The organism is Hymenobacter polaris (genome assembly GCF_012927305.1).
Lineage (GTDB): Bacteria > Bacteroidota > Bacteroidia > Cytophagales > Hymenobacteraceae > Hymenobacter > Hymenobacter polaris.
Genome location: NZ_JABBGH010000001.1, coordinates 1069052 through 1088928 on the forward strand (window position 1 = coordinate 1069052; position 19877 = coordinate 1088928).

Here is a 19877-nt window from a genome sequence, read left to right on the forward strand (position 1 = left end):
GTGGCTGCGTAAAGCCCCTACCTTTGCCGCAAACCACACCCCGTCCCACCACATGGCTGCTATTGCCCAAAACTCGGTCGTAACCATTACCTACAACTTATCCGTCACCGACGACGAGCAGCAGAAAGTGCTGGTCGAAACCGCCGATGCCGAAGCGCCCATGGTGTTTCTGTTCGGCCACAGCGGCTTACCCGAAGAGTTTGAGAAACAGCTCGATGGCAAAAACCCCGGCGACTCGTTCAGCTTCTCGCTCACGCCCGAGCAGGGCTACGGCGACTACGACGAGCAGGCCGTGGTGCAGATTCCGAAAGACGTATTTCTGGTGGACGGCAAGCTCGACGACGAGATGCTGCAGCCCGGCAACTACCTGCCCATGGCCGACAACGAAGGCCACCACATGCAAGCCAAAGTGATAGAGGTGGGCGACGAGCAGGTAACCATGGACTTCAACCACCCGCTGGCCGGTATGGTCATGCACTTCGATGGCCAAGTGGCCGACGTGCGCCCCGCCACCGCCGAGGAGCTGGCCCACGGCCACGTGCACGGCGAAGGCGGCCACCATCATTAAGGAGTGGTGCGTGGCAGGCAATAACTGCCCATCACTTACCACATTTCGCCGGGAGCGGCCACCCAGGTGGGGCGGCCGCTCCCGTTTTAGCTGGCCGGCTACCCTAGGGACCGGCTTTTAGTTACCGACCCCTATGGATGTGACCACCTTACTGGGTACGTCGGCCGCCGTTATTACCACGGCGGGCTACGTGCCGCAGGCCTACCAGACTATTCGCACGCGCTCCACGGCCAGCCTCTCGCTCTCAGCCTATTTGCTGCTCACGGCCGGCACTGCCCTCTGGACGACCTACGGGATAGTGGCGGGCAACTGGCCCATTATTGTTTCCAACGGCATCACGGCCGCGTTGGCGGCCATTATCCTGGTGCTCAAGCTCACGGCCAAGCCCAGCGAAGAGCCGGTAGCCGACGGCGGGCACCCTACCAAGTAGGCGGCCAGGCCCTAGGGCTGCTGCGCCAGCTCGGCCGCCCAGGCTTGCAGCGCGGGGAAGAAGGCGGCAAAATCAGCTTGGTAGGCGGCATCGTGGCGGGCTAGCTCGTCGCCCGCGGTGGCCATGGCGCCGCCCGCGGTGGCGCGGCGGCTCAGGCCGCGCAGGGCCTGGGCTAGGCCCTCGGGGCGGGCGTAGCCCAGCAGCCAGTTGTGCTGCACCAAGTGCGGAAAAAACCGCTGCACGGCGGCCGGAAACAGGTTTTCGTGCGCCCCCAGCACTCCGTACACCCGCTGCGTGAAAGGCCCTAGGGCCTCGGCGGGCGAGTAGGCCTCAAAATCGCGGGCCAGCAGGTGGTCGTAGAACATGTCGGCCACCACGCCCGCGTACTTGCCCAGGCCGGCCGCGCGCAGGCGGGCGGTGGTGCGGCGCACCAGCGGGTGCTGGTCGGTAAAGGCATCGATGGCGCGGTGCGCCCGAATGCCTGCCTGCACGGCCGCCGGGTAGGCCAGCAGCTGGCGGCCGGGCACCGAGTCGGCAATAAACTGGCCCACCAGGCGGCCCGCGTAGTCGGGCGCCGCCGCGGGGCCGGCCAGCAAGAGGTGAGCCAGGAAATTCATGCGCGGCGGCAAGGTACGCCGCCAACCCCGGCCGCGGCCCGGCCGTAAGCACTAGCAGGGGCCGCGCGCCGCGGCGGCGCCCCTATTTCGTTTGTTTAAATTTTTGCTATCATGTCCGACCACACGCCCGTCACCCACGACCTCGATAAGCTGTTCGAGAAAATCAAGGATGTGCGCATTGCCATGCTCACCACCTTCAACGAGCAGCACCAGCTGCACAGCCGCCCCATGGGCACCATCAAGCCCGAGGCCGACGGCTCGCTGCTGTTTCTGACCGACAAGGAGTCGGCCAAAGTATTTGAAGTGAAGAAGGACAGCCAGGTAAACCTGAGCTACGGCGACCCCGGCAGCAACACCTACGCCTCGGTAACGGGCCGCGCCAGCACCTACCGCGACCAGGCCAAGATTGATGAGCTGTGGAACGAGTCGTTCAAGGCCTGGTTTCCCAAGGGCAAAGACGACCCCAGCATCACGATTTTGAAAGTAACCATCGACCAGGCCGAGTACTGGGACACGCCCAGCAGCCTGCTGTCGGTGGCCTACGGCTACGTGCGCTCGGTGCTGACGGGCAAGAAGAGCGAGGACAACGACGTGAACGAGCACGCCCAGGTGCAGCGCTAAGCCCGCCCCCGCCGGCCAGGGGCGGGGCCCCGGCCACACCGCGCTGGCCCCGCCCCTAGCCCCTTCCAACAGTAAAAAGGCCGCGCGGCGGCCTTTTTTTGTGCCTGCTTTGTTTTCCCGCCGTGCTCACTACGCTTTCTATCTTTACCCTGCGTCCCGGCTTTGGGCCCGCCCGCTGGGCGCTGGCCCAAATGGCCACGGCGCCCGCCCAGTTGCGCACCGTGCCGGGCCTGCACTTCAGCCAGCTGCTGGGCAGCGGGGCAGCTAACGGCTTTGGCTTCTGGCCCAACTGGCGGCGCTACGGCCTGGTAGCCACCTGGGCGGACGCGGCGGCGGCCGAGCATTTTTTTGCCACCAACGCCTGGTGGGCCGCCTACCAGGCCCGCAGCACCGAGGCGTGGACGGCCTTTTTGGCTCCCTTGCAGGGCCACGGCGCCTGGGATGGCCGCAACCCCTTTGCCGAAGGCGAAGCCCCTAGGGCCGCTAGTGACGGCCTCGCCACCGGGCCCGTGGCGGTGCTCACGCGGGCCAGCATCCGGCTGGGGCGGGCGGCGCGCTTCTGGCGCTACGTTGAGCCCACGAGCCGGGCCGTGGCGGGCGCGCCGGGCTTGCGCCTGGCCATTGGCCTGGGCGAGCTGCCGCTGGTGCGCCAGGCCACGTTCAGCATCTGGGACTCGGCGGCGGCCATGCAGGCGTATGCCTACCGCCACGCCGCCCACCGCGAGGTAGTGCAGCTTACGCGCCGCGAGGGCTGGTACTCGGAGGAGCTATTCGAGCGCTTTGCCGTACTCAGCAGCCGCGGCACGGTCGATGGGCGGGAGATAGTGACTAATGACTAATGAATAATGACTAATGCGCCGGTTCTTTTGGCGAGCCTGCGAAGCAACCGCCACGCGGACGCTCCTCGGCGGATTGTGCTGGTGCGGTTGCCGCGTCCCTGGCTTGATGCGCCACCTGCTCGCAATGACAGACGACATTAGACTAGTCACTAGTCACTAGTCACTATTTCCCTTGGCGAAGGCGGTAGTAGCGGGCCAGCCAGGTGGGCGTAGCGGTTTCGGCGGAGCTAGATAGCACGCGCACGCCGGGGCCGAGGTGCAGCAAGTCGGCGGGCGTGGCGTGCACGGTGAGGCCGGGGCCGGTGGGCTGGGTGGCGGGCTGCTGCCAGAACTGGTTGCGGCCCGCCCCGCCGTAAAGGTGCACGCCAAAACCCGGCGCCAGGCGGCCGCGCAGCTCAAACACGTCGTTGCCCCCTAGGCCGTAGATGCTCAGGCGCGTAGTGCGGCGCACGGCGTAGGCTTGCTCGCCCAGCAGGCTGTCGGGGCGCGGGGGGCGGCGGGCCCACACCCGCAGCTGCAGCCGGCCGGGCCCTAGGGCCCGCAGCTCGAAGCGCTCGGCGGCGGCGGTGCCCAGCAGCACGGGTTCAGCTTGCAGCACTTCGTAGTAGCGGCGGGCCACGGCGGGCAGGGCGTCGCGGCGCGCGCGCAGGGCGGGCAGCAGCGCCGCCGTGAAGCTGGCCCGCACCTCGGGGGGCGCGGCGGCCAGGGCGCGCCCCAGCACGGCATCGGGCAGGCGGCGCACGAGCGAATCGGCCTCGGCCACGAATACGGCTTCGGGCACCAGTGCCAGCAGGGTGTGGTCGAGGGGGCGGGCCGTGACGGTGAGGGCGCGCACGTCGGCCGCCACCAGGTGGGGATTAAAGGTTTGGTAGCGCGGGCGCAGCCATGAAATCACCCGCGTCAGCCAGCCATCGTCAAACCGAAAAAACGCCTGGTCCCGGTCGCGCGGAATGGGTTGAAACACGGTTTGGCGGCCGTCGGCCACGGCCGCCCAGCGCCACTGGTCGGCTCGGCGGCTCCAGTCGCCCACCAGCAGGTCGAGCAGGCGGGCGCGCAGGTAGGCGCGCGGCGCGGCGCGGGCGCCGGGCTGGGTCAGCACCGCGCCCAGCATGTCGCCCGAGCCTACCACCCGGCTAGCCGCCCCGAAGGAGGAGGCGGGCAGTTGGCGGCCCTCAGGCCGCTCTTCCAGCAAGTATAGGCCCGCCCGAAACCGCGGGCGCAGGGGCCCTAGGGCTGCCTCGGGCTGCCAATACACCAGGCGCGGATTGGTGTGGCGCACGCCCGCCGCGTGGGCCAGCTCGGCCGCCACGTAGGCGCCGTAGGGCGGGGCGGCGCAGGTTTGGTCGCGCAGCACCGGCGCCACCAGGCGGTCGAGCCAGTTATTGCCCAGGGTGCGGCTCAGGTCCTTATCCACCGAGCGCAGCACCAGCCAACGCCCGTCGGCCGCGCGCAGGCGCAGCACATTGGTTTGGAAGCTGCCGCCCACCCGCTCGGGCGTGAGGCCGGCCGCGCCCAGGCGCAGCACCGGAGCCGCCACGGGCGCGGCCCACAGCGTGCGGTAGTGCTGCCCCCACAAGCGCCGCCACCACCATCCGCGCCGGGCATAAGCGGCGCTGGGCGCCACCCGCACCACGCTGGAGTCAGCACTAAAAACGGGCGCCGCCGCCGGGGGCGCGGGCTGGCCGCAGCCCCCAGCCAGCATTCCCAGCGCCACCAGGCCCGCAACCACACCGAGCGGCCAGCGGCGACACAGCGCACGAAATCTTATTGGTGACACGCGGAAAAAGCAGCCCGTTCTAAGCCACGGCGGCCCAAAATGACAAATCGAATTCTACCAAAAATTGGCAGATTAGTGCAAGATAGGCGCCGAGCAACCGCCTACGAGCAGCCGGGACCCCTAGGCCCCCGCGCCGCGCAGTACCTTGCTGCCGCTTTATAGCGCAGCTTACGCCGTTGCGGTTACCCTGCCGCAAATGCGTAGGTCGGGTACCGTAAAGTAGGGGCTGGCCTGGCCGCCACCCGTCGCCTGCGCTGCTAAAGTAATTTCAGCACAATCGCTACAACGACGAGCGGCAGCCAACCCCGCTCCTACTTTACCCGGACCCTGAAACGGCTCGGGGCCAGCCGCCGGCCACCGGGGCGGGAAAGCCTGTTAAGCTTATCTTTTTTAAAATAGGCTACGTTAATACGCCACCTGCCCCGCGGGGCGGTTTCTACCAGCCTAACTTTCGCCTGCTTTGCGTACTGTTACGTTCTTGTTATCAATTGCTGGCTCGCTGGGGCTGGCCGGTTGCGCCAAGCGGCACTACTTTCAGCGCGATGCCGTGGTGCCCGCCCCCAGCGCCGCCCGCCCCAACACCGCCGACAGCGTATGGGCCACCGCCGGCCGCCAGTACGCCCAGCACGGCTTTGTCAACACCGTGCTGGTGGGCCGCCACCACCGGGCCGCCTGGGCAGCGCCGGTGCGGGTGCCGGTGCTTCATCTGGCAACGGCCTGGCCCACTGCCGGGCCCCTCACGCCCACCAAGCTGGGGGGCGGCTTCCAAACTACCAGCCTCACGCTCAAGGGGGCCGACGGCCGCAGCTACGCCCTGCGCAGCATCGACAAAGACCCCTCACGCATTCTGCCCAAGTTTTGGCAGCGCACCTTCGTGGCCAACGCCCTGCGCGATGCCACCTCGGCCGGCCTAGGCTATGGGGCGCTGGTGGTGGCGCCCCTGGCCCAGGCCCTGGGCGTGCCCCATACCCACCCGCGGCTCGAGTACGTGCCGCCTGAGGAGCAGCAGTTGGGCTCGGCCGAGGCCAACCAGCGCCTGCGCGGCAAGCTGGCGCTGCTGGAGGAGAAGTATAGCAGCAAGCGGGCCTACTCGCCGCTGCTGCCCCAGGCCACCGATTTCCTTAGTGATGAGGATATGCGCAAGCTGCTCTACGAGGACCCCCACTACCGCCCCGACCAGCCCGCCCTGTTGCAGGCCCGCCTGCTCGACGTGCTGGTGGGCGACTGGGACCGCCACGCCGGGCAGTGGCAGTGGGCCCTGAGCCCCGACCCGGCCGCCCCGGCCACGCGCCACCTGTTTGCGCCGGTGCCCAAAGACCGCGACCAGGTGTTTTTTCGCCTGGCCGACGGAACAATTCCCTGGCTGCTGACGCGCCGGGTTCTGGTGCGCCACCTCGTTACGTTTCGCCACCGCTACCACGACCTGGTGGCCCTCACTGGGCAGGGCCGCTACGTAGACCAGCGCGGGCTGAACGAGCTAACGCAGCGCGACTTCGTGGCTGCCGCCGAGCGCACCCGCCAGCGCCTGCCCGACTCGGTACTGGCCCGCGCCGTGCGCCGGCTGCCGCCCGCCGTGTACGCCCTGGAAGGCCCTAGGCTGCTGCGCGACCTGCAAGCCCGCCGCGACGCGCTGCCCGCCGTGGCCGCCCGCTACTATCGCCTCAAGGCCGAGCGCCCGGTGGTGGCCGGCACCAACCAGCCCGACCACTTCGTGGTGCGCCGCGCGCCCGACTCCACCACCGTGCAGGTGTACAGCCGCACCCTAGGGCCCGATTCGCTCTACTATCAGCGCACCTTCTACACCCGCGAAACCAAGCGCCTAACCCTGGAAGGCCTCGAAAGCCGCGACCTGTTTGAGGTGAGCGGCGCGCGGGGCCTGCGGCTGGTCATTCACGCCGGGGCCGGGCCCGACGTGCTGCGCGCCCCCTCGCGCCGCCGCCTGCGCTACGAGGAGGAAGCCAACGGCCGCCTTAACCGCCCCGAGCCCAAGAACAAGCACGAGCAGTTCTATCCGTATGACAGGCTGGAGGACGAGTGAGTTATAGTTGACAGTAAGTGGAAGGCGGTCATGCTTCGCGGGGCTCAGCATGACCGCCTTTTTTGCCCTATTCTTTAAACCTCCGCCAGCATTTCCAGCACCAGGTGCTCGGTGGGCGAAAGGGCGTCCTGGTCTTTGGGGTCGGCGTCGTGGCGGCGCAAGTACTCGATGAGGCGGCCCGACTTGAACAGCTCCACTACTTGGGGATGGATGTAGTATTTCGAGCACACGGTGGGCGTATTGCCCAGGCGCCCGGCCACTTCCTTCACTGATTTGCGGATGGCTTTTTCGGGCGCTAAGTCGGGCTCCGCATTAAGCACTTGCTCTAGGCACTCTACCATTTTTACGGTGCCGCCCCAGGTGCGGAAGTCCTTGGCCGATAGCTGCATACCCGTGTGCTGATGCAAGTAGTCGTTCACGTGGCCCGACTCCAGGGAGTGGTGCTGGCCGTCGGGGGTATAAAACTGAAACAGGTGCTGGCCGGGAATATCCTGGCACTTGCGCACCAGCTGGGCCAGCTTGCGGTCGTGCACCGTCACGTCGTGCGCCACGCCCTTCTTGCCCACAAACTTGAAGCGCACATCCTGGCCGTGAATCTCGGCGTGGTCGTCGAGCAGCGTGGTGAGGCCGTAGCTCTTATTTTTCTTGGCGTACTCCTCGTTGCCGACGCGGATAAACGACTGGTCCATGAGCGTGAGCACCAGGGCCACCACCTTGTCGCGGTCGAGGCCGGGGCGCTTGAGGTCCTTTTGCAGCTGCTGGCGCAGCTCGCCCAGCTTCTGGCCGAAGGCGAGCAGACGCGAGAACTTGGTGAGCGAGCGGGCCACGTCCCAGGCCGGGTGGTAGCGGTACTGCTTGCGGCCGGCCGCGTCGTGGCCCGTCACCTGCAAGTGAAACTTGGGGTTGGGCGCAATCCACACGTCGGTCCAGGCCGGCGGAATCACGAAGCTATGGATGCGGGCCAGCGTCTTTTCGTCTTCAATTTTATGGCCCTTAGCGTCGAAGTACGCAAACTCGCCCTTGCCCCCTAGGGCCTCGCGGCGCAGGCCGGGGCCGTGGTCGGTGGTGTAGCGCAGGCCCGCCAGCTCGGCCTGGTGGGCGGGGTCTTTGTATAGCTCGTGGGCCGCCAGGTCGTGCACGGGCGGCAGGTGTTTCTTGGGGGTTTTGGCCCTAGGGGCGGTGGGGGCGGCAGCGGTGGGCATTGCGGGTAGAACAGGCTAACGGATGGCAACGTGTACGTAAGCGGCGGCAACGGGTAGCAAAGCTTCGGGTGGGTGTCGCGGCCCCGGCCACTTCCGGCCGTAGCTGGGCCGTTGGTTGGCGGCCGTTACTTTAGCCGCTGCCGCTACCTTTTCGTTCTAGTTTTTGTCATGGCTTCCGTCCGGTTTTCCGTTGAGATGCAGCGCGTTATTGCCGAGTCGCGCCAGGTGGCCCTGCACCTAGGCTGCGACTACGTGTCGACGCTGCACCTGCTGCTGGCCGACTGCCAGCTGTACCCTTTTTGGTCGCTGCGCGACGTGCTTTTTGGCAATGCCCGTGCCCTCACGGCTTTTACCGAGCAGCTGCGGGCAGGGCCGCCCCTTGCGGCGGCCGGCAGCTTGCCCCTGCTCAAAGAATGCGAGCGGGCGCTGCGCAAGACCAAGACGGTAGCGCGCCACTACCGCGCGGCCGAGGTGCTGCCGTGCCACTTCCTGCTAGCCGCCGCCCAGGTGCCCAGTTCCTTACTGGCCACGTTGCTAGCTGAAAATCAAGTTTCTATTAGCACCCTGATGCAGCATTTTGAGCGTACCGGCCAGTTGGGCGCGCCGGCTGCCGCTGGCCGCTCATTCTGGCTCGCTAAAGTGCGGCACTGGCTGGCAGGCTAGCCGGGGCGGGCTACCAGCTACTCTTCGCCGGGCTCGAATGGCCCCGCCGGCCGTAGGTTTGCCGGATGGATGTACGGCAATGGCTATCGGATGCCTTTGAATGGGCCGACGCGGCCATCACGCGCTGGGCGGCCCGCCTGGGGCGCCTGCGCCCGCTGCACCTCGACGTGTACCGCAGCTACGGCACGCCGCACCGCCTCTACGTGAAGGGCCGCCTGCTGGCCGACCGCGGCCTGACGCCCCAAACCGAGGCCGACTCGCCCTGGCGCAACTTCCAGGCCATGTACCGGCGCTTCAACAGCCGCGAAATTCCGGGGGCGCGGGTGCTGCTATGCTTGCCCGGCGGCCACGATTACTACGTCACCACCGATTCGGAAGGGTATTTTACGCTGGTCATCGACCCGCCGAGCATGCCGCCGGCCCACGACTACCTCTGGCACCCGGTGCCGGCGCAGCTCAGCCGGCTGCCCTACCGCTTTCGGGGGCTGCACGGCACGGTGCGCGCTACGGCCGAGGTGCTCATTCCGCCGCCCACGGCCGAGTTTGGGGTTATTTCTGACCTCGACGACACCGTGATTGTGACCCGCGCCACCCACATGTGGCGAATGCTGCGCACGGTGCTGCTGCGCAATGCCTACTCGCACGAGCCTCTGGCGGGCGTAGCGGCCTTCTACCAGGCGCTGCTGCGCGGCCTTAGCGAGCGGCCCGATAACCCGTTTTTCTACGTCAGCTCCTCGCCCTGGAACCTGTACGACGTGCTGATTGACTTTTTACGGCTGCGCGGCATTCCGCCAGGGCCCCTGCTGCTGCGCGACACCCTCATCGGCCGCCCGGTGCTAGCCGAGGGCGAGGCGGCCCCGGCCTCCAGCCACCACCACCATAAGCTCAAGGAAATCAACCAGGTACTCGATACTTATCCGCACCTGAGCTTCGTGCTGCTCGGCGATAATGGCCAGCAAGACCCCGTTATCTACGCCGAGGTGGTGCGCCGCCACCCCGGCCGGGTGCGGGTGGTGTATATCCGCGACGTGGGCGTGCCCAAGCGCAGCACGCCGGTGGCGCCCATTGCCGCCGCCCTGCGCCGCGACACCGGCGTGGAGATGCTGCTGGTAACCGACTACCTGGCCGCCGCCACCCACGCCGCCCAGTGCGGGCTGATAACGGCTGCCGGCCTGGCGCAGGTGCGGGTAGCTACCACCAAAGATGACGAAAAAAGCCAGTCCTAGCCGCCTCGCGCACCCTAGGGCCCGTGTTAAGTACTAAGCTGTGCGTAAACCCCTTACCTCTCTTTTGCCTACCTGGCGCACGGCAGCGCGCGTGGGCCTGCAAAGCCTGGCGGCGCTGTTTCTGGTGTCGGTGGCCTGGGTGCTGCTCTACCGCTGGGTGCCGCCGCCCGCCACCTGGCTCATGCTCGACCGCCGCGCCCACGCCCCGGTGGGCCTGGGCTACATCGGCGTGCAGCCCGACCCGCGCCACGCCCACTACCGGTTCAGCACCCTCGACGAGGTGGCCCCTAGCCTGCCGCTGGCCGTGGTAGCCTCAGAGGACCAGCGCTTTCTGCTGCACCACGGCTTCGACGTGGACGGCATGTGGCGCGCGGCCAAGTACAACTGGAACCGCGCCGCCGGCAAGCCCGTGCGCGGCGGCTCCACCATCTCGCAGCAGGTGGCCAAAAACGTGTTTTTGTGGCAGGGCCGCTCCTACGTGCGCAAGGCCGCCGAGGCCTACTTCACGGTGCTCATCGAGCTGCTTTGGAGCAAGCGCCGCATCATGGAAATGTATTTGAGCGTGGCCGAGCTGGGCGACTGCACCTTTGGGGTAGAAGCGGCCAGCCAGCGCTACTTCCACAAGTCGGCCCGCGCCCTGAGCGCCCCCGAAGCGGCCCTGCTGGCCGGCGTGCTGCCCAACCCGCTGCGCTTCCGGGCCGGCGAGCCCGGCCCCCAGGCCCGCGCCAAGCAGCGCCGCGTGTTGCAGCGTATGCGGGCCCTAGGGGGCACAGCCTACGTAAGCGAGCTGCTGAAGTAGCCCTAGGGGCGGCGAGTGGTTAAAGCGAGCAATGAAAAAGAACGTCATGCTGAGCCTGTCGAAGCATCTCTACCGCGTAAGTAATCCTAACGGCCGGAATTAGTTACGCGGGAGAGATGCTTCGCGAGGCTCAGCATGACGTTCTTTAGGGCCGCTAGTGTACCGCTGGCTTACTCCTGTCCTTATGCTCAACGCCTTTGCCCTCAGTTTACTATTAGCCCCTAGGCCCCTGCCGGCCGCACCGCCCACGCCGCGCCAGGCCATTGCCCAGGTGCTCACCACCCAAACGGCGGCCTGGAACCGGGGCGACATTCCGGGCTTTATGGCCGGCTACTGGCACTCCGACTCGCTGGTGTTCATCGGCAAAAGCGGGCTGACCTACGGCTGGCAAACCACCCTGGCCAACTACCAGCACCGCTATCCCACGCCCGCCGAAATGGGGAAGCTCGACTTTAGCGGGCTGCGCATTACGCTGCTGGCGCCCGGCGCGGCGCAGGTGGTGGGCCACTGGCACCTGGCCCGGCCCGGCGTGGCCGCCGGCGACCTGGGCGGATATTTCCTACTAGTTTTCAAGCTCGTAAGTGGGCAGTGGGTGATTGTGGCCGACCACACCAGCTAGCCGCGCTGCATAGTAATTATATGGATATCCATCATCAGCTGGCCGACCTGCGCGCGTTTATGCAAGCAACTTTTGCGGCGCTGGCTACCTGGTTCGACCAACCGCCTGCGCTGCTGGACTACGTGCCGGCCGACCAGGGCTGGAGCGGCCGGGAAATCCTAACCCACGTCGGCCTTACCAACCACTATTTGCTAATCCTCATCGAAAAAGGCACTGCCAAGGCGCTCCACAACAGCCGGGGCCTGGAGTTGGCTGCCGAGCTGGCGGCCCAGCCCCTCAACCCATCGCGCCTAGCCCCCATTGGTTTGCTGCACGCCTTTCCCTGGCTGCGGCCGGCGCACATGGAGCCCCGCGATTTTCCCACCCCCTTGCCGCAGGTGCGCCAGCAGCTACGCAACCAGCTGGTGCAGGCCCTGGCTTGCCTCGACCGGCTGCCCGATGGGCAGGGCGTACTGTACCAAACCACCATGACAGTAAATGGCCTGGGCAAGCTGAACGTTTATGAGTATCTGTACTTTCTGGCGCAACATGCCCAGCGCCATTTGCTACAGCTAGCGGAGAATGCAACCGAATTTGCCGCCTTGGCTGCCTCGGAGAAGTAGGCTTGGCTGACTACCAACTACTCGGCACGCCTACTAAATTTACGCCCTCGTGGCGTATCTTTGCGGATACATCAACCCCCTTAACCCGATGAAAAAGACTACCGCTTTGTCGTCGCTGCTGCTGCTCGGCGGCCTGGGCTCACTCCGCTTGCTGAGCCTGCAGCTAGCTAAACTCGACCTGACCTTTCACCTGCACGGCGAACAGGATTATCACTACCTGTAAGCCGGGGCGGTCTCCCACCCTTGCGTGAGCCTCGCCTACCCGGCGGGGCTTTTTGCGTAAGAACGGGTCGTAGTGCCGACCTTCGCGGCCCTAATCTTCCACGCAGCCGTTCTTATTGAAGTCGGTTGCCTTAACGTTTTTCTTGTGACACTTGACACCAATCAGCAGCAGGTCAGCTACATAATTGGCCGTGACCTGGCCCGCAACTTCTCCCAGCAAGGCCTCGACCTGGATATTGACATCCTGACCGCCGCCCTCAAGGAAGGCCTGGCCGGCCAGCCCGTACGCCTCAGTCCCGACCAAATGCAGGCCGCCATGCAGCAGCTGCAAGAGCAGCTGGGCGGCGCCGAAGAAGATGATGACGACGATTCCTCAGACCAAAACTCCATGAACAATAACAAAGCGGAGGGCGAAGCCTTCCTGGCTGAAAACGCCAACAAGCCCGGCGTAGTGACCCTGCCCAGCGGCCTGCAATACGAAGTGCTGACCGAGGGCAGCGGTCCCAAACCCGGCCCGCGCGCGTCGGTAACCACCCACTACCACGGCACCCTCATCAACGGCAAGGTGTTCGACAGCAGCTACCAGCGCGGCCAGCCGGCTACCTTCGGCGTAAACCAGGTGATTGGGGGCTGGACGGAAGCCCTGCAGCTGATGCCCGAAGGCTCGAAGTGGCGCCTCTATATCCCCTCGGACCTGGCCTACGGCAAGCGCGGCGCCGGCCGCGACATCGGCCCCGATTCGGCGCTGATTTTTGACGTGGAGCTGCTGAAAGTGAACAACTGAGGGCCTGGTTGGGTGGCCGCGCCCACGCCTACTGCTGCTGCCCCCACCTGGGCTAGCAGCAGTACGGCGGGGCGGCTGCCCGCTAGCCCTAGCCCGGCGGCCGGCGGCCTGGCCACTAGCGACAACGCGCCGGCCCCCAGCAATGCTTCAACTACCAGTAGCCAAGCTATTAGCTCTGAACAACCTGTACTCGCGCAAGCTACCGAACCCTGGCCTGCCCCACCACCGCATGAACCGCTACCCCCAGTACGCAGCCCCGACGGGCGTTTCGTGCTAACCGATACGCAGCTTACGGTGCTGGGCCAGGCCTACAGCCTGCGCGAGCTAGAGCGAGCCGATGTGCAGCACGTGCGCTGGGTGCTGTGGGTGCTGCTGGGGGGCCTAGGGCTGTCCATGGTGCTAATTGCTTTTTTGCAGAACTGGCTGCGCACGCTGCCCGCCGCCGCGGGCCTGGTGGCCACGGCGCTGCTGCTGGCCTACGGGCAGCGCGGCACCAATCGCCTACGCCTGTGGCGCCTAGGGCAGCCCGCGGCCCACGCCGCCCTGCCGGGCGAGCTCGCAGGTTGGCAGCGCCTGATAGCCGAGCTAAATCGCCGCATTGCCCGCGCCCACGACTACGCCGCTGCCGAAGCGGCGCGGCTGCTGGCCGCTACTTCTCCTTCCCCACCCCCTTCCGATTGAGCACTTGGCTCGCGCGCCGTTTCCTGGTTTAGCTTAGGCGGCGCGCGGCGGTACCGGCTGGCCGCCTGGGTCGCCAAGCCGCGCTATTTTTACTTTTGGGTGCCCCGCGCCGGGCGGCGGTGGGGTCAGCTTTCTAGCGCTTATTTTTCCTTCGTATGAGTTCTTCTACCATTTCCCCCGAGCTAGCCACGGCCCACAAGGCGCACGACCACACCGCCGTATCGGGGGCGGGCCTGCTCATCGCGCTGGGCATCATCTACGGCGACATTGGCACCTCGCCGCTGTACGTGATGTCGTCCATCCTCAAGAGCGGGCAAACACCGGGCCTGATTGACCCGCTGCTGGTGCTCGGGGGCATCTCGTGCGTTATCTGGACGCTGACGCTGCAAACCACCATCAAGTACGTCCTCATTACCCTCAACGCCGACAACAACGGCGAGGGAGGCATTTTCTCGCTCTACGCCCTGGTGCGGCGGCGCGGGGCCTGGCTGTCGGTGGTGGCCATTGTCGGCGGGGCGTCGCTGCTGGCCGATGGCGTTATCACCCCACCCATCTCGGTTACCTCGGCCATCGAAGGACTCAAGGCGGTGTATCCGAGCCTGACGCAGAACTACATCGTCTACATTGTTATTGGCATTATTGCGGGGCTGTTTCTGCTGCAAAGCTTTGGTACCCAGATAGTGGGCAAGGCGTTTGGGCCAATTATGTTTTTGTGGTTTACCATGCTCGGGGTGCTGGGCACCATCTGGATTGGCCATAATCCGGTCATCCTCAAGGCTATCAACCCCTACTATGCCTACCAGTTGCTTACCCAGTATCCGAGCGGCTTCTGGCTCCTAGGGTCGGTTTTTCTGTGCACCACCGGGGCCGAGGCACTATACTCCGACCTGGGGCACTGCGGCAAAGGTAACATTCGCATTAGCTGGACTTTCGTCAAGGTTACGCTGCTGCTTAACTACCTGGGCCAAGGCGCGTGGCTACTTACGGAACAAGGCAAGCAGCTCGGCGACCGCAACCCGTTTTATGAGTTGATGCCCGGCTGGTTTCTACTCTTCGGCATCGGGCTGGCTACGGTGGCGGCCATCATTGCCTCGCAGGCGCTTATCACGGGTTCCTTCACCCTGGTGGCCGAAGCTATTCGGCTGAATATGTGGCCGAAGGTGCGCCTCAATTACCCCACCGACGTGAAGGGCCAGCTGTACGTGCCCAGCATGAACCGGCTGCTGCTCATTGGCTGCATCGGGGTGGTGCTGCACTTTCGCGAGTCGTCGAACATGGAGGCGGCCTACGGGCTGGCCATTACGCTTACTATGCTCATGACCACGATATTGCTCACTGTGTGGCTGCGCAAGGTCAAGCACGTGGCTACGCCGCTGGTAATGCTGTTCGTGCTGGTGTACGGCGTTATCGAAGGCTCGTTTCTGGTGGCCAACCTGCTCAAATTTCCCAAGGGCGGCTACGTGTCGCTGCTCATTGGCCTGGCCCTGATGGCCGTGATGTACGTGTGGCTGAAGTCGTACTACATCAAGCGCCGCCTCACCGACTTCGTGAAGATGGAGCCCTACATCGAACCCCTCAAGCAGCTCAGCAATGACGAGTCGATTGGCAAGTACGCCACCCACCTGGTGTTCCTGACGTCGGCCGAGCGAGCCAGCGAGATTGAGCAGAAAATCATTTACTCCATCTTCCAGAAGCGCCCCAAGCGGGCCGACATCTACTGGTTTATCCACGTCGATACCACCGACGAGCCCTATACCATGGAGTATAAGGTGACGGAGCTGGCCCAAGACGACGTGTTCCGCATCAACTTCCGGCTGGGCTTCCGGGTGCAGCAGCGCATCAACCTGTTCTTCCGCAAGGTGGTGGAGGACTTGGTGCGCAACAAGGAGGTGGACATCACCTCGCGCTACGCCTCGCTCAGCCAGCGGCACGTGGTGGGCGACTTCCGCTTCGTGGTACTGGAGAAGTACCTCTCGGTGGAAAACGAGTTCCCGACCCTCGAGAAGCTGGTGATGCAGGCCTATTTCTACCTCAAGCAGTTCATCTCGGGCGAGGCCCAGTACTTCGGCCTCGATACCTCGTCGGTGAAGGTGGAGAAGGTGCCGCTCGTTATTTCACCGGTGCGCCAAGTGGCTCTCACGCGGGTGCAATAGCTTTTTAGTGCCCGCTAAACACGTTCGCCCGCCGGGTGCCCCTAGGGGTAGCCGGCGGGCGAACGTGTTTAGCGGGGCTTAACTGATACTTTTCAAGCTATTGCGCCTATGCCTCTTCGCTTTAGTATGCCCCCGTTTTTTCGCCCCGCTTTATTAACTATTGCGGGCCTAGGGGCGATAGGGACGTTCGCACTGGGCTATCTGCTGTGGTTTGGCCCAGAAGCCCGCGCTGGCCGGCGAAATTGGCAAAACTCCTACCGCGTCCGGCCGGGCATGGGCGTGGCGCAGGCCCGGCGCGTTATGGGCCCACCCAGCAGGCGCTCAATTGCTTTTAATGGGGACGTTATCTACGAATATTCTTACGGGCCAGTGGCTGCTTCAAACATCTATTTCGGCCTGAACTCGGATGGCATCGTGGTGCGCGTCGGCCACGGCGAGTAGGTGCCCTTAGCGAGTGAAAATCCGCTAGCCTGCTTTTAACTATTCTTGCGCGGCGGCCGTTAGCCCCCAAAACTGCCGCTATGCCTATTCAGCACTACCCCACCCTAGGGGCTTACCTCGCCGCCAACCGCTGCGTAAGCACCGAGTACGACAACGAGCCGCTGGAGCTGCTGGAAGGCACCCCGCCGCCCGACCTAGTGGGCACGCTGCTGCGCAATGGCAACGGGCGCTTTGAGCACCAAGGTGTGGTGTATGAGCACTTGTTTGACGGCGACGGCATGGTGGCGCGCTTCGTGTTCGACGGGCAGGGCGGCGTGCGCTACCGCAACCGCTACGTGCGCACCCGCGAGTTTGTGGCCGAGGAAGCTGCTGGGCGGATGCTTTACCGCAGCTTCGGCACCAACCTGCCGGGGGGGCTGCGCGCCAATTTTGGCAAGATGCAGTTCAAAAACACCGCCAATACCAGCCTGGTGCAGCACGGCGGCCACCTGCTGGCCCTCTGGGAGGGCGGCCTGCCCCACGCCCTCGACCCAGCCACGCTAGCCACCCTAGGGCGCTTCGACTACGGCGGGGTGCTGCGCAATAAGTTTTCGTGGCTCGACCGGCGCATTACGCCCGAAATGCCGTTTTCGGCCCACCCCAAGGTGCACCCCACCACCGGCGTGCTGCACAACTTCGGCACCGTGGCGGGCACCACGCACCGGCTGGTGCTCTACGAGGTGAGCCCTGGCGGCCAGGCCCGGGTGGCCCACGCGCTGCCCATGCCCGCCGCCACCTTCGCCCACGACTTCCTGCTGACGCAGAGCGGGCACCAGATTTTCTTTCTCACGCCGGTGGCGTTCGACGTACTGCGAGCCTTCTCGGGCCTCACCTCGCCGGCCGCCTCCATCCGGGTCGACCGCACGCAGGGCACGCAAGTAGTGGTAGTGGCGCCCGATGGTACCGTACACCGCTTAACCACCGATTTCTGCTTTGTCTTCCACTTCGTAAATGGTTACCAGGACGCCGATGGCACGCTGGTGGCCGACGCGCTGCTGCTGGACGACTACCCCGACTCGCTCAGCATTCGGGCCTACCTCAAGGGCAACCTGCCCAACGATGCCATCCAGGCCCGCTTCACTCGCTTCCGGCTCGACCTGGCCGCCGGCACCGTGGCGCGCCAGCCGCTGAGCGATTACGAAGGCGAGCTGCCTGAAATAAACCCCACCCGCACCGGCCAGCCCTACCGCTACGCCTGGAGCATCGGCCGCCCGCCCAGCCACCCCCTGCCCCTGCTCGACCACCTGGTGAAGCTCGACGTACACACCGGCGAGGCCCGCACCTCCTACCAGCCCGCCACGCTGTGCAGCGAGCCCGTCATCATTCCACGCCCCGGGGCCACCGCCGAGGACGATGCCTACCTCGCCTACCTGCGCTTCGACGCCGCCACCCACACCACCGACCTACTAGTGGCCGACGCCGCCAGCCTGACCACGTTGGCCCGTTGGCGCCTGCCCCACAACATCCCCCTAGGCTTCCACGGCCTGTGGATTAATGATTAATGACTAACTACTAGTGACTAATGACTAGGGCCGATTTTTAGCACTTCCTAGTCATTAGTCACTAGTAGTTAGTCACTAGTAATTAGTCATTAGTTACTATTTCCCCAGCCACTTGGCCAGCAGGCGCTGCTGCTCGGGCGTGGCCTGGGGGTTGGGTTGAATTTGGTAGGTGCGCAGGGGGTCGGCGGTCAGCGTGAGGGTGAGGTCGTGGGTTTCGGCGCCGTGCTTGACTTGCATTTTCACTACCGTGCCCACCGGGCTGCCGTTCACCACCTGCTTCACGGCCTCGTCGGTGGGGGCGGCGCCGTTGAGCTGCAGTATTTCGTCGCCCGCGTTGAGGCCACCCGTCCAGGCCGCCCCGTCGCGCCGCACGGGAGTGCCGCCGGGGCGAGCCGTGGCCACCAGGTAGTGCCCGCCGCGGTTCACGATGCTGGCCCCTAGGGCCCCGTTCGGGCTGCTGGGGGCGCTGGTTAGCGTCAGGCCTACGTAGCCTAGGGCCGTGGCGTAGTCGGGCGTGCGGGTGCCGTACACGCAGTTCTGGAAGAAGTCGTCGAAGCGCCGGCCCGCCACCTGGGCCACGGCATCCTGGTACTCCTGGTCGGTGAAGCCGCGCTTCAGGCCCTTGTAGTACTTCTCGTAGAGCAGCCGGAATACGTCGTCCAAGTGCTTCTCGCCCTTGGTAGCCTGCACTATCAGCAGGTCCTGCATCAGGCCCACCAGTTCGCCCTTGTCGTAGTAGCTGATGCCCGAGTTGGCCGAGTTCTCATCGGGCCGGTAGTAGTTTATCCAGGCGTCGAAGCTCGACTCGCTTACCGCCTGCAGCTTGTTGCCGGGCGTGTTTTCTACGGCCGTCAGGGTCGTGGCCAGGTGGTCGAAGTATTGCTGCGGAGTGTAGAAGCCGGCGCGCTCGGTTATCTGGTTGGCCATGTACTCGGTCTGGCCCTCGCTCACCCACAGCATGTGGGTGTAGTTCTCCTTGTCGTAGTCGAAGGGCCCTAGGGCGATGGGCCGGATGCGCTTCACGTTCCAGAGGTGGAAGTACTCGTGGGCCACCAGGCGCAGAAAGTTCTTGTAGCCCACCTCGCTGGCGTAGGTGCCCGGCCGCGCCCCTAGGGTGGTCGAGAACAAGTGCTCCAGGCCCCCGCCGCCGGCCTCCGTGTGGTGCACGATGAACACGTAGTGGTCCAAGGGGTTCTGACCCACCACGCGCTGGGCCTCCTCGGTCACGCGCTTCATATCGGCCAGAAATTTGCCCTCGTCGGGCAGGGTGTAGGGCCCGTACATGGCCATCTGGTGCGGCGTGCCCTGGGTGGTGAAGCTCAGCACCTTCTGGTTGCCAATTTCAATGGGCGAGTCGGCCAGCTCGTCGAAGTTAGCGGCCTGGTAGGTGAACTTCTGCATGCCCGCCACCGGGCGCAGCGGGGTGCTCACGGTAGCCCAGCCGGCGGCGGGCTGCACCGTCACCTGGCTGGGCAGCTCCTTGGCGCCCGCCGGGTACATCAACACGCTGCTGGGCAACGCAAAGCCGTGGTCGGCGTCGATGTAGCTGGTGCGCACGCTCAGCTCGTTGGCATACACGCCGTAGCTGACGCGGAAGCTGCCCCGGCGCGGGTTGTACACGCGCCAGGTGTTCTTGTCGAGCTTCTCCACGCGCAGGGGCTGGCCGTCGGCCGAGGCCTGCAGGCGCTCCACGTGGCGCTCAAATTCCCGAATGAGGTACGAGCCGGGCGCCCACACCGCCATTTTCAGGTCAGTGTACTCCCTGGTGAAGCCCCGCAAGTCCAGTTGCACTTCGAAATAGTGCGTTTGGGGGGCGGGCATGGCCAGGGTGTAGTGCAGGCTGGCATTGCCTGGGGGGGCCGCCGGCGTATCCAGCGCGGCGGCGGGAGCGCCACCTTTGGTTTTAGTTTTGGTTTTAACGGTTTGGGCGGCAGCGGGTTGAAGGGCCGCCAGCAGGCCGGCCGCCAAGGCGGCGCGGCTCCAGGCAGAAGCAGTTGCAAACATCCTGCAAAGATGCACCCCGCGCCCGGCCGTTGCACACCCCGCGGCCGGGC

General features: G+C 65.4%; 19 protein-coding genes. 15 read left to right on the plus strand and 4 right to left on the minus strand.

Annotated features, from left to right (window positions below):
* Window positions 1–52: 52 nt before the first annotated feature.
* Together HHL22_RS04520 and HHL22_RS04525 are read left to right on the plus strand one after the other, a co-directional pair.
* Window positions 53–568 (plus strand): FKBP-type peptidyl-prolyl cis-trans isomerase, encoded by a 516-nt coding sequence (locus HHL22_RS04520; RefSeq protein WP_169529758.1) that lies wholly within the window; start codon window positions 53–55, stop codon window positions 566–568.
* 133 nt (window positions 569–701) lie between these two features.
* Window positions 702–998 carry a SemiSWEET family sugar transporter gene (locus HHL22_RS04525; RefSeq protein ID WP_169529759.1) on the plus strand — a complete coding sequence of 99 codons (297 nt, stop codon included), beginning with the start codon at window positions 702–704 and terminating at the stop codon, window positions 996–998.
* Between the two features lie 11 nt (window positions 999–1009).
* On the opposite strand, the gene HHL22_RS04530 is transcribed toward HHL22_RS04525, so the two are convergent.
* Window positions 1010–1615, minus strand: coding sequence for an acyl carrier protein phosphodiesterase (locus HHL22_RS04530; RefSeq protein ID WP_169529760.1), 606 nt, complete (start codon window positions 1613–1615; stop codon window positions 1010–1012).
* A gap of 111 nt (window positions 1616–1726) precedes the next feature.
* Between HHL22_RS04530 and HHL22_RS04535 the strand changes: the two genes are divergently transcribed.
* Together HHL22_RS04535 and HHL22_RS04540 are read left to right on the plus strand one after the other, a co-directional pair.
* Window positions 1727–2236 carry a pyridoxamine 5'-phosphate oxidase family protein gene (locus HHL22_RS04535; RefSeq protein WP_169529761.1) on the plus strand — a complete coding sequence of 170 codons (510 nt, stop codon included), beginning with the start codon at window positions 1727–1729 and terminating at the stop codon, window positions 2234–2236.
* A gap of 122 nt (window positions 2237–2358) precedes the next feature.
* Window positions 2359–3075, plus strand: coding sequence for a spheroidene monooxygenase (locus HHL22_RS04540; protein WP_317172624.1), 717 nt, complete (start codon window positions 2359–2361; stop codon window positions 3073–3075).
* A gap of 163 nt (window positions 3076–3238) precedes the next feature.
* Here HHL22_RS04540 and HHL22_RS04545 read toward each other — a convergent pair whose 3' ends face one another.
* Window positions 3239–4804 (minus strand): hypothetical protein, encoded by a 1566-nt coding sequence (locus tag HHL22_RS04545; protein WP_169529762.1) that lies wholly within the window; start codon window positions 4802–4804, stop codon window positions 3239–3241.
* Between the two features lie 508 nt (window positions 4805–5312).
* Between HHL22_RS04545 and HHL22_RS04550 the strand changes: the two genes are divergently transcribed.
* Window positions 5313–6890, plus strand: coding sequence for a hypothetical protein (locus tag HHL22_RS04550; RefSeq protein ID WP_169529763.1), 1578 nt, complete (start codon window positions 5313–5315; stop codon window positions 6888–6890).
* Between the two features lie 74 nt (window positions 6891–6964).
* On the opposite strand, the gene HHL22_RS04555 is transcribed toward HHL22_RS04550, so the two are convergent.
* Complete coding sequence (locus HHL22_RS04555; protein ID WP_169529764.1) at window positions 6965–8092, minus strand: DNA topoisomerase IB; 1128 nt, start codon at window positions 8090–8092, stop codon at window positions 6965–6967.
* Window positions 8093–8260: 168 nt separating this feature from the next.
* On the opposite strand from HHL22_RS04555, the gene HHL22_RS04560 reads away from it, so the two are divergent.
* The 10 genes from HHL22_RS04560 to HHL22_RS04600 all read left to right on the plus strand — a co-directional run bounded on the left by HHL22_RS04560 (window position 8261) and on the right by HHL22_RS04600 (window position 17823).
* Window positions 8261–8755 (plus strand): Clp protease N-terminal domain-containing protein, encoded by a 495-nt coding sequence (locus tag HHL22_RS04560; RefSeq protein WP_169529765.1) that lies wholly within the window; start codon window positions 8261–8263, stop codon window positions 8753–8755.
* Between the two features lie 65 nt (window positions 8756–8820).
* Window positions 8821–9981, plus strand: a complete 1161-nt coding sequence (locus HHL22_RS04565) for an App1 family protein (RefSeq protein WP_169529766.1) — start codon at window positions 8821–8823, stop codon at window positions 9979–9981.
* Between the two features lie 64 nt (window positions 9982–10045).
* Window positions 10046–10780 (plus strand): monofunctional biosynthetic peptidoglycan transglycosylase, encoded by a 735-nt coding sequence (mtgA, locus tag HHL22_RS04570; RefSeq protein ID WP_169529767.1) that lies wholly within the window; start codon window positions 10046–10048, stop codon window positions 10778–10780.
* A gap of 184 nt (window positions 10781–10964) precedes the next feature.
* Window positions 10965–11399, plus strand: coding sequence for a YybH family protein (locus HHL22_RS04575; RefSeq protein ID WP_169529768.1), 435 nt, complete (start codon window positions 10965–10967; stop codon window positions 11397–11399).
* A 20-nt stretch (window positions 11400–11419) separates the two neighbouring features.
* Window positions 11420–12001, plus strand: coding sequence for a DinB family protein (locus HHL22_RS04580; RefSeq protein ID WP_169529769.1), 582 nt, complete (start codon window positions 11420–11422; stop codon window positions 11999–12001).
* 88 nt (window positions 12002–12089) lie between these two features.
* Window positions 12090–12224 (plus strand): hypothetical protein, encoded by a 135-nt coding sequence (locus HHL22_RS24195; protein ID WP_262888337.1) that lies wholly within the window; start codon window positions 12090–12092, stop codon window positions 12222–12224.
* A 144-nt stretch (window positions 12225–12368) separates the two neighbouring features.
* Window positions 12369–13007 (plus strand): FKBP-type peptidyl-prolyl cis-trans isomerase, encoded by a 639-nt coding sequence (locus HHL22_RS24335; protein WP_169529770.1) that lies wholly within the window; start codon window positions 12369–12371, stop codon window positions 13005–13007.
* A 270-nt stretch (window positions 13008–13277) separates the two neighbouring features.
* Complete coding sequence (locus HHL22_RS04590) at window positions 13278–13688, plus strand: hypothetical protein (RefSeq protein WP_169529771.1); 411 nt, start codon at window positions 13278–13280, stop codon at window positions 13686–13688.
* Window positions 13689–13843: 155 nt separating this feature from the next.
* Window positions 13844–15841, plus strand: coding sequence for a KUP/HAK/KT family potassium transporter (locus HHL22_RS04595; RefSeq protein WP_169529772.1), 1998 nt, complete (start codon window positions 13844–13846; stop codon window positions 15839–15841).
* Window positions 15842–16362: 521 nt separating this feature from the next.
* Complete coding sequence (locus HHL22_RS04600) at window positions 16363–17823, plus strand: carotenoid oxygenase family protein (RefSeq protein WP_169529773.1); 1461 nt, start codon at window positions 16363–16365, stop codon at window positions 17821–17823.
* Between the two features lie 96 nt (window positions 17824–17919).
* Here the strand turns inward: HHL22_RS04600 and HHL22_RS04605 are convergent, their stop codons facing one another.
* Entirely contained in the window at window positions 17920–19827 is a 1908-nt protein-coding gene (locus tag HHL22_RS04605) for a M61 family metallopeptidase (protein ID WP_169529774.1), read from the minus strand.
* Between the last annotated feature and the right edge of the window lie 50 nt (window positions 19828–19877).